Genomic DNA, 10596 nt, shown 5'->3' with positions numbered 1-10596 from the left:
ATTGTGATCAGCAATGAGGTTTCTACGCTATCGAGAAAATCAGTGGCCGAAGTGTACAAAGGGGATCTGAAAATGAAAAACCAAAATGTGGCCGCGGTGAATTAATTAGGTTATTTTATAAAAAAAACAGTGCTTACTTCGAAACAAAAAAACAGCTCCTGTTTGGGGCTTTTTTTTGTTTGCAGGGAAACTAGATTTAATTTATAAGAACAAAAACCGTTCTGAAAACGTCTTTGCATGAGGGATGGGAATGGCATCCTTTTGCTTTCCTTTTTCAGGAAAGCAAAAGATACAATGGACAGCCCGACCCGTAGGGACATGCCATAAATACTTTTAAATTTTATAAATTCGGTTTAATAAAAAAGCCACCAAAACTTAATTCGGTGGCTGATTTAAAATAAGCTAATCAAAAATAATTTTCATTTTAATTTATTGTTTGATAAACTTCATGACTTTTATTTGATTTTCTTCGTTGTAGACCTTAACAAAATACATTCCGCTATCTAGATCACTTACGCTATATTGATGATCTTTGGATTGGCTTTTGTTGAAAGTTTTGACTAATTGACCTCTTACAGAATAAATTTGAACTTTCGCAGTAGCAGTATTTAATGTAAAATAACTAGAAGCCGGATTTGGATAAATATAGATATCTTTTAAAACTTCAAAATCTGTAGTCGCCAAAGTGGTTGCTTTATTTCCGTAAATTCTAAACTCACCGGGTTGCAATGTGATAGTCGCATTAGCATCGGTTACTGCGTATGGAGTATTATCCATTAAATTGTACCATGATCCAGTATATTGGAAACCAGTAGCTACATTTTGTGCGTTTACGTCAAAATTGGCAATGATAAGCACATCTTTAAGAGCAGTATTGGGCAAGCTACTATTTGTGATTTTAATGTTTGGGGTCAGAGTGGATCCTGATGCAATAGTTGCTGTTCCGGAAAATACAGTTTCGGTCGTCTTTAAACCAATCATTCTTGCCCAGTCATAATAAATTTTATTTCTTACGTTGTCTCCCAACCAATTATTAGCCCATTGAGGTTGTGGTTTTTTGTCTAATTTACAATCTCCAGAAGTAGCATCAGAAGAAGTATTTACAGTTCCGTCGTTGCAAGTATAAATAGAAGAATCCCATCCTAATTCACCAAAGTGCCATATCATTTTTGGACCAGGAATTAATAAGGAAACGGCTCCTATTGCTGACATTCTTGATAAAGCCACGTTAAGATTTTTTACATTATGGGAAGAGTTTGTACTGTTTCCGTTTTGTAAATTTTTATACATTAATCGCTCTTCATCATGACTTTCAGCATAACCCATAACTCTATTTCCTAGAAAACCACTGTGCTTTGGTCCATACATTCTTGAAATATCATTATTTGAATTATAACCCATTGATAATTGGTTGTAATTGTTGTTAAAATTCCCCCACATCATTACTCCTTTACTTGGTGTTTCAGCAAATCTGTAATTAGCCCATTCTTTTTCTTCGTTATCGTTACCTAAGTGTTCAAAAATAGTATAATGAGTTGGGTCTAATGCCCAAGAAGCATCAGCATATTCTTTTAAAATATCAACCCTGTCCTGTTGGTATTGTCCTGTACAAGTCTCGTCGCTAGCAGTACAGTTTTGTGTAAATCCTTTGGTTAAATCCCAACGGAAACCATCAATTTTATACTCTTCAATCCATTGTTTGACAACTCTTTTTACATAATTTTTAGTATAAGTTGATGAATGATTAAAATCCTCTCCTACACTATAAGCATGTTTAGCAACGGTATTGAAATAAGGATTTTCGCTTGTTGGAGAACCATATCCATCACCATCAGGATCATTCATCCACATACGAATCATTGGATTTCTTCCGAAAGCATGATTTAGGGCTACATCCAGAATAACTGCAATACCGTTTTGGTGGCATAGATCAATTAACTCTTTAAGTTTTGTTGAAGGACCGTAAAATTTATCTAATGCCATGTGAAAGGATGTATTATACCCCCAACTTTCATTGCCTTCAAATTCCATTACTGGCAGTAATTCAATAGCATTGATTTTTAAATTTTTAAAATAATCAATACGATTGATTATATCTTGGTAATTTCTGTTGGCATCAAAATCCCTTACCAAGAGTTCGTAAACTACGAGTTTATCTTTTTCTGGTTTTACAAAATTGGTTGTTGCTGTACTCCAAGCATAAGGAGTTTGCCCAGTTTGTAATACCGTTACTTCCTTATCTTGGCCTGCAGGATAAACTGGCATATTAGGATAAGTCGTTGCAGGAATTCCTAGATCTTCATTAGGCGACAGCACTAAAGTTGAATAAGGATCGGCTGCTTTTACAAGTGCCGGTGAATTTGCTATTGGAGTTGTCTCTCCAACCCAATATTGATATGTATAATTTGTTCCTGATACTAATCCTGTCAATTCTATCCAAAATTTTGTGGAACCAGCCGTTGCATCTTTTTTCATAGTATAGGATGTGCCAGGTTGCCAATTGTTAAAACTTCCTGCTACATAAACAAAATCTTTTAAAGGTGCGTCTAAAACTAAAGTCGCTTTGGTGGCATCAGTTGGATTGTAATTGATTCCGTCGACCATACCCGCAGGAATGGTTTCCGAAACTGTATTTGGATTTATAACTACGCTAAATTTTTTAATTATCGTAGTTGCGCCTTGAGTTACTTCCAATTCGTAGTTTTGATTGTCAGTAATGTTGGTGTGGGTGAATGAATAACTTGAAGTACTCACATTAGCATTGATACTAACTCCATTTGATTTTAAATTGTAACTCGCAGCACCATTGGTATTAGTCGCTGCAATTGAAAGACTTCCGCCAGAAGTTAAAATAGTGGTGCTATTTTGGGAAGGTGATGTGAGGGTAACTTGAAATGCACCAACTTCTGCAAATATATCTTGAGATTTTTTGTCTCCTGTTCCATTTTTTGCTTTAATCAAAAAACCAATTTTACCAATATTGGTAGTGTTATAATATGTGGTTGGAACAAATGTCTTAGTATAAGTGTCGCTTCCTGAATTGTAGGTAAATTTACTTGCTTCATCTGAGGCTTCCCATGTACCATTAAGAGGAGTTCCGTTATTTGTGGTATCATCAAGCCCGAAAGCCCATGCCCATAAATAGAGTGCATTACCTGTTACACCCCAAGTGCTTTCATTGATGCTGCTACCATTTATGGTAATTGTGATAGAAGTTGTTTCCTCAAAATTAGTAGGACTAATGGAATAGGTTGCTGTTTGTATCTGAGCAAAACTTCCCAATGACATAAAGAGGAATAATAAAAGTAAAATTTTTTTCATGGTTTTAAATTAAGTCAATTTATATTATTTAAAGATAAGGTTATTAGGTTGTTAAATAAAATTGGATACTCTTAAAGAGTAACGACAACGTTGTAGTGTTTAAAACTTTTTAACGAGGTTTTTAAAAAGTTTATTTTTCTTGTAAAAAAAAAGGGCTATCGATTAAAGATAGCCCTTTTTGAAATGAAACTAAAATTAGTTTTTAGTAATAGTGTATGTTTTAGCTGTAAAATCAATAACAATTGTATAGTTTCCTGCAGTAGTGATAGGAATATTTGCCCCACCAGGTTCTAGGGTTAGGTCGTTACCATCATCACCGTAGTTAACATCCCAGCCATTGTCTTTTCTGAATTTGTACTCACCAACGGCTAATGCACCGTTATATGTGTATTTTTTAGTCGCTAAATCATAATCTAAATCTGTGTCAGCATCCCATCCGCCTGGAGTAGCACTACCGATGATTCCCCAATCATCCCATGCTGGGTAAGGAGTAACTTTTATTTTAATCACATTAGAGTATTGAGGAATTCCACTCGTACCAATAACTGATTTGATACGGATTTCCGCTTCGTTCTCTACATTAGGTTTTAATCCTGAATCTAAAGCAGCCTGATTTAATTGAGCAACAGTTAGAGCTACAATACGTTCAGTAGTTTTTGAAATAACATTGATTACTTTAAAATCAGTACCGGCTTTTGCCATTTCAACTTCATAGTTAATTACTGTTTGAGTCCCTTCGTATTTAGCATAATCCCAAACAATTGTAGCTGCCTGGTTTTCTGGTTTAGATTTGTCTAGAATAAAAACTGAACCATCAACAGGAGCAAGTAATTCAGGAGTTTCAGATGGTACCATTACGGTTAAATCACTATCTTCAGTTGGCACACAAGACACAACTGTCATAAAAAGCATTGCTATTGCACTTTGTTTGAATATATTTTTCATTGTTTTTTAGTTTAAAATTAGTAACCTGGGTTTTGAGTTAAATTAGGATTTGATTGTAAGGCAGTTGTAGGAATTGGGTATAATTTGTATGTGTCAGGAATTGAAATACCGTTTTTGACCCCACCTTTCCAAGGCCATAAATAAGAACCTCCGGTAAATTTTCCAAAACGAATTAAATCCGTTCTTCTTTGTCCTTCAAAATTTAATTCTCTTGCTCTTTCATCAATGATAAAATTCAAGTTTAGTTGAGAAGCTAAAATCGCATCACCTTGGGATCTTGTGATTACTGCATTTACATAAGTTAAGGCTTGACCTATATTTCCACCTGTCGCACCTCTTAACACACATTCTGCATACATTAAATAAGCATCAGCCAATCTAAATAATGGAAAATCTGTATTTGAGAAACTTGTAGAACTACTTGTTCCACTATAATTAGAATTTCTAAACTTAACACTTGGAAATCCATCTGTCCAAGTTTTGTAATTATTCATTTCATAAGAATGACCAGAAGTCCAGAATAATTTGGCTCTTACATCATTTGAGGCTGCTAAATCTCCACCATTGAACAAACCATACCAAGCTTTCGTAGCTCTATGTCCACCCCAACCATCTTTTGCACCAAATAAATTTGGATCTAGGGTCTCGGTACTTAAACTTCCATTAACAATGTATGTTGTATTTCCATAGCTTTGACTCACGACAGCATCAGCAATTAAAGTGTAGATAATTTCAGGACTAGTATTATTATCTCCAGAAAATACACTTACATAATTTGGAGCTAATGAATATTGACTATCTGATAATACTTTATTTACATAAGTAAGAGCGTCATTGTATCTTGCAGTTCCTGTGAAAACTTCTGCATTGAGGTATAGTTTTGCAAGTAACATTTGAACCGCTGCTTTGTTTGCTTTACCATATGATTTTGTAGCAGTAATAGTTTGCTCTGCTTCCAACAAATCTTTTTCAACAAAATCAAACAATTCTTTTCTTGTTGATTCTTTTTTAGGAGTTGTTGTATTGATATCATCTTCAGTTACAAGAGGTCCTTTTCCAAAACAATCAATAACATAATAATAAGCCAAACATCTTAGAAAACGTAATTCCGCAATATGATTTTCTCTGTCTGGAATTTCAGTTTTAGTTTCTTTTAAAATTTTTATTAAGTTATTACTTTGAGGAATTGTATAATAAGCCCTGTCGAACAAGTATCTAAAGAATTTATTATTTGGGTTCCATCCACTAGTTGTGGTAAGTTGGTCTAGACCATCATCTCCCCAGCGGTTTTTTACCGCGTCTGCAGAAAAATCTTCAAGGTTAATGATTCCTCTCAAGAATGCCGCTTCACCAGCATCTTTTGTAACAACATCCGTAGACCCTGGTCCATCAGGTCCAGAAAGCGCAAATGTTCCGTAAATTTTAGAAACCAATCCCTCAACAGCTTGAGGATCTTGTTCCAATAATTTATCTAGTGTTAGTTCTACTTTTGGCTCAGTATTCAAATCATCAACGCATGAAGCGAAAAAGATTAGCATAACAGCAGCTCCTATAATTTTAAATTTATTCATTTTCTTTCTTTTTTGTATTAAAAATCTAGATTCATACCAAAACTAAACACTCTTGGTCTAGGATAGAAATTATTGTCAATTGCATTGAAATTTTCTGGGTCTGTACCAGAGTAGTCAGTTGCAAGAAATAGGTTGTTAACAGATGTATATAGTCTTAAAGATGCTCCTTTGATTACATTGTCCATTTTATAACCAATTGTTACATTTTGACAACGTAGGAAACTTGCGTCTTCTAAATAGTAGTCTGAAAATGGCACGTTACCATTAATAGTTTGAAATACGTATTCAGTATCCAACATATTGGTTAATGCATTTGAATTTGCAGGAAGCGCATGGTCAATAAATCCGGATTGCAATTTTCTGGCATTGTAGACTTTTCCTCCGATTTGACCATTGAATGTGGTAGATAAATCGAATTGTTTATAAGAAGCTGTTAGTCCAAAGCCGTATGTCCAATTTGGTCTTAATGCTACATAGTGACGATCTAGGTCAGTAATTTGACCATCTCCATTTTTGTCAACAAAGGCATTTTCGATAGGCTTTAAATTTGAATCATAAATTTGTTCAAAAACCCACGCTGAATAAGGCTGCTCTCCTACCGTATTGTAAGCGATTTTTTGCCCTGTTCCTACTGGAATTCCAGAATTATTATCAACATTTGTAGTTCTATTGTTTAGATCTGTAATTTCACCAAGATTAAAAGCCATGTTTCCATTAATCGCCAAATTGAAATCTTCAGTGCTTACAACTTTAACGTTTAAACTAGCTTCCATACCTTTGTTTTCCATCTCTCCAACATTCGAAACAAATTCATTTGTCAATGCTTGACCAGGCGCAGCAGATACCATAGAAAGTAAATCGGTAGTATAACGTTGGTAAGCATCGAAACTACCAGATACTATATTGTTTGCAAATAAGCTAAAATCTACTCCAATATTGTAAGTTGTAGTTTTCTCCCATGTTAAATCTGGGTTGTAAGGAAGGGCATAATATCCATTTACACCAGGAATATAAGTACTAGAAACACTTGTTGGAGCAAAAAGAGGAATATATGGATAAGAATTAGATACACCACTAATATCTTGTTGTCCAGTAATACCATATCCTAATCTAAGTTTTAAGTCGCTAAATGTATCTGAATCTTTTAGGAATGATTCGTCTTTAACTTTCCAAGCAAAACCTACTGCAGGGAAATAGCCCCATCTTTTACTTTCTTCAAATAAAGAAGATCCATCCGCTCTTAAAGTAAATGTAAATAGATACTTGCTTAATAAATCAACGTTTGCTCTTCCGAAAAATGATTGCAAGTTTCTTTCGTTGAAGTATCGGTTATTAGGATTTGATGGATTAGGAGTTTGTTCTCTTATACCAGTACTTGTATTATATCTGTAGATTTCTTTGTTGCCATCCACTTTAAAGTTTTGATAGTTATAACCAGCTTGGGCATCAAATTTAGATACAAAACCTGTCAATTCTTTAGTGTACTGTAAATAAGCATCAAATGTCTGGTTGTTGATTGTTTGATTTTCTGCATAATTTAATCCTGGATTAAACACATATGTAGGAGGAGTTGTTCCTGCAGAGTTGTCTATTTGATAAGTTGCTAATGAATTATCAGAATATATTTCTTCAATTTTAGATTTTGAAGATTCAATACCAAAATTAGTTACTGCTCTTAATTCTTCTAAAAATGGCATTTTATAGTCTAATTGAATGTTTGCTAAAACTTTTTGCACTTCTTCAGGACGAGTTCTTTGATTTAATAACGCCAACGGATTTGATTGTCCGTTTATAGAATTATTCGCATTTAAAGATTGGTAATATCCTCCAAATATATTGCTTGCTGAATTGTCATATGCTGGTTTAGTTGGGTCCATTCCTAAAGCCCCACCAATTACCCCTCCTTCATCAATTGCATTTTTCTTAGATGATATACCTTTTGCATTGATGTCAATTTTTAGATGATTTTCTAATAATACTGGAGAAAATTTAACAGATGCAGTATATCTATCTAAATCATTTGTTTTTACTACACCTTCATTTTTAGTGTATCCAACAGAAGCTCTAAAAGGAATTTGGCCGAATAAATTAGCTCTCGCACTAAATGAATTGTCCGTTGAGAAAGATTCTCTATATATTAAATCTTGCCAATTAGTATCTGATAAAATTCTACCTTCAATTTGAGGTGTTGATAAATCATCTGAAGTTCCAGAACCATCACTTACACCTAAAAGATTGGTATACCCAGGGTGGTATTTTTGAATGAACGAAGTAAATTCTTTACCACTTAACATATCAACGGGATTATTAACCTTCCCAATAGATACATTTGATGAGAAGTTAAATTGAGGTTTCCCAGAAGATCCTTTTTTAGTAGTTATGATTATAACACCATTAGAAGCTCTAGATCCATAGATTGCTGTAGCAGATGCATCCTTTAAAATAGTAAAGGAATCGATATCGTTTGGATTAATTAAAGTCAATGGATTTGAAACACCAGCAGGGTTTACATTATCCAATGGAACACCATCTACAATTATTAATGGGTTATTGCTTCCTGATAATGAAGCCCCTCCTCTAATTCTAATATTGGGATTAGAATCCGGTTGACCTCCGTCAGAAGTTATTCTAACTCCAGGAGCTCTACCAACTAATAATTGATCCGCTGAAGCAATTGGTCCTTTGTTAAAATCTTTTGCGGACAATACAGTAACGGCACCGGTAGCATCTTTTTTCTTAACGGAACCGTATCCTACTTGTACAACAACCTCTTTTAATTGATTAGAATCTTCTTGAAGTTTAATTGTTAATGAGGTTTGAGATCCAACAACAACAGTCCTAGTAGAGTACCCTACATAAGATATGCTTAGCACATCTGTAGGTTTTACATTGGTCAATTGAAATTTACCGTCAAAACCTGTTGAAGCACCTGTGGCACTTCCTTCTATTTTTACATTTACTCCCGGCATGGGTTGGCCTGATATATTATCAACCACCGTTCCCTCAACTTTGTTCTGGGCCATTGCACAAAACGGAAGTAGGAGTAATAAAAATAACAACTTTCTATAAATTGTTTTCATACTTTTTGTTTAAATTAATTGTTTTTTTGGTTAAGTTTTGTTTAAGTTTTTTTACTTCGAATTTCAAAATTAAGAATTAATTAACACGCCCGACATGACGGAAATCATACTACTCTACGAAAACGTGATAGTGTTGAAAACTTTGCTTTTTATATTTATTTTTATGCGAATATTTACAATAAATAAAAAATTATGTTACCTTTATTAAGAAATGATTAGTACAATATAGTAATGCCACATTTATGAAGAAAAAAATAACTCTAAAGCAAATTGCTAAAGAATTGGATGTTTCAATTTCTACTGTTTCAAAATCTCTTAGAAATAGCCCAGAAATAGGTGAAGAAACTAGATTAAAAGTTCAAGCATTTGCTAAATTTTACCATTATAAACCCAATAATATTGCCCTTAGCCTTAAAAACCGAAAAACCAAAACAATCGGTATCATAATCCCGGAAATTGTACACCATTTTTTTTCCACAGTTATTAATGGTATTGAGCAAATAGCTAATGAAAATGGATACAGCGTAGTTATCTGTTTGTCCGATGATTCTTTTGATAAAGAAGTATTGAATATGGAGCTTTTGGCTAATGGAAGTATTGATGGTTTCATTATGTCATTGTCTAAAGAGACTCAATTTAAAGGAGATTTTCACCATATTACTGAAGTAATAAATCAAGGGATGCCTGTAGTAATGTTTGATAGGGTTACCAATGAAGTATTGTGCGATAAAGTAATTATTGATGACAAACAAGCTGCCTATGAAGCAGTACAAAGTTTGATTGATAAAGGACGAAAAAAAATTGCACTGGTTACTACCGTTGATTATGTAAGTGTCGGAAAATTGAGAACTGACGGATATGTTAAAGCGTTATTGGATAATAATTTGCCGTTTGATGAAAGCTTAATCATTAAAATTGAAGATATTGATACTTGCGAAATCATTATTGGTAAATTACTGGAAGATGAGGCTATTGATGCTGTTTTTGCTGTAAATGAAATTTTTGCCGTAACCTGTATCAAAACTGCTAATAAAATTGGATTGAATGTGCCAAAGGACCTTGCAGTAATTGCTTTTACGGACGGTATGATTTCCAAATATTCAACTCCAACCATTACGACAGTGAGTCAAAGCGGTATAAAAATGGGAAATCGTGCCGCCAAAATTATTATCGACCGATTGGAATCTGAAGATGAAAATGAATCAGAGAATTACATAACTGAGGTGATTGAAACTTATTTGGTAGAAAGAGAATCTACAGGTTGATTTTTTAGAAAACCGAAAGTATTGTTTTTAATTACTTATCCTTTTAATAACTTTAAAATAAATCAGTATTTAATCATTTGCTTTTGCGATCGAATACAAGAATTTAAATCGAATGGATTCAACTCTGTTCGATTTTTTTGTTTTGTCAATTCTAAAATAATTTGCAAAAAAAATACGTATTTTATTAATTACTACAACCTTGTAGTTAAAAAAAATGATTATTTTTAGGTTTTATTGAATATATATAAAAAAGATTTTTATATATTTACTCCCCGTTTATAGCTTTTCTTTTACTTCGAAAATAAGATGAGTTTTTTTATAGCGATAATTTGGTCGTGTTTTATTTGTCCCAATATGATGAAATCTTAAAAAAAGAAATTCATAAATTGTATTGTGATTTAATGAATTTTTACA

General features: G+C 33.4%; 5 protein-coding genes. 1 reads left to right on the top strand and 4 read right to left on the bottom strand.

Annotated elements, in window-relative coordinates:
- Window positions 1-429: 429 nt before the first annotated feature.
- The 4 genes from DOS84_RS16450 to DOS84_RS16435 all read right to left on the bottom strand — a co-directional run bounded on the left by DOS84_RS16450 (window position 430) and on the right by DOS84_RS16435 (window position 8917).
- A complete protein-coding gene (locus DOS84_RS16450) occupies window positions 430-3321 on the bottom strand; it encodes an alpha-amylase family glycosyl hydrolase (protein ID WP_111411198.1) in 2892 nt (963 codons plus the stop codon).
- Between the two features lie 195 nt (window positions 3322-3516).
- On the bottom strand, window positions 3517-4266 hold the full coding sequence (locus tag DOS84_RS16445; RefSeq protein WP_111411197.1) for a SusE domain-containing protein: 750 nt from the start codon (window positions 4264-4266) through the stop codon (window positions 3517-3519).
- A gap of 17 nt (window positions 4267-4283) precedes the next feature.
- On the bottom strand, window positions 4284-5837 hold the full coding sequence (locus DOS84_RS16440) for a RagB/SusD family nutrient uptake outer membrane protein (RefSeq protein ID WP_111411196.1): 1554 nt from the start codon (window positions 5835-5837) through the stop codon (window positions 4284-4286).
- 17 nt (window positions 5838-5854) lie between these two features.
- Complete coding sequence (locus tag DOS84_RS16435) at window positions 5855-8917, bottom strand: SusC/RagA family TonB-linked outer membrane protein (protein WP_111411195.1); 3063 nt, start codon at window positions 8915-8917, stop codon at window positions 5855-5857.
- Between the two features lie 242 nt (window positions 8918-9159).
- Between DOS84_RS16435 and DOS84_RS16430 the strand changes: the two genes are divergently transcribed.
- Entirely contained in the window at window positions 9160-10182 is a 1023-nt protein-coding gene (locus DOS84_RS16430; protein WP_111411194.1) for a LacI family DNA-binding transcriptional regulator, read from the top strand.
- Window positions 10183-10596 lie beyond the last annotated feature (414 nt).

The sequence above is a fragment of the Flavobacterium aquariorum genome (genome assembly GCF_003254745.1).
Lineage (GTDB): Bacteria > Bacteroidota > Bacteroidia > Flavobacteriales > Flavobacteriaceae > Flavobacterium > Flavobacterium aquariorum.
The sequence above is the reverse complement of the archived record's forward strand: the minus strand, read 5'-3'. Positions and strand labels throughout refer to the sequence as shown.

What these genes read in the sequence shown, in the direction of transcription:
- DOS84_RS16450 (WP_111411198.1), bottom strand. Translation starts at nt 3,321, where the DNA reads ATGAAAAAAATTTTACTTTTATTATTCCTCTTTATGTCATTGGGAAGT.
- DOS84_RS16445 (WP_111411197.1), bottom strand. Translation starts at nt 4,266, where the DNA reads ATGAAAAATATATTCAAACAAAGTGCAATAGCAATGCTTTTTATGACA.
- DOS84_RS16440 (WP_111411196.1), bottom strand. Translation starts at nt 5,837, where the DNA reads ATGAATAAATTTAAAATTATAGGAGCTGCTGTTATGCTAATCTTTTTC.
- DOS84_RS16435 (WP_111411195.1), bottom strand. Translation starts at nt 8,917, where the DNA reads ATGAAAACAATTTATAGAAAGTTGTTATTTTTATTACTCCTACTTCCG.
- DOS84_RS16430 (WP_111411194.1), top strand. Translation starts at nt 9,160, where the DNA reads ATGAAGAAAAAAATAACTCTAAAGCAAATTGCTAAAGAATTGGATGTT.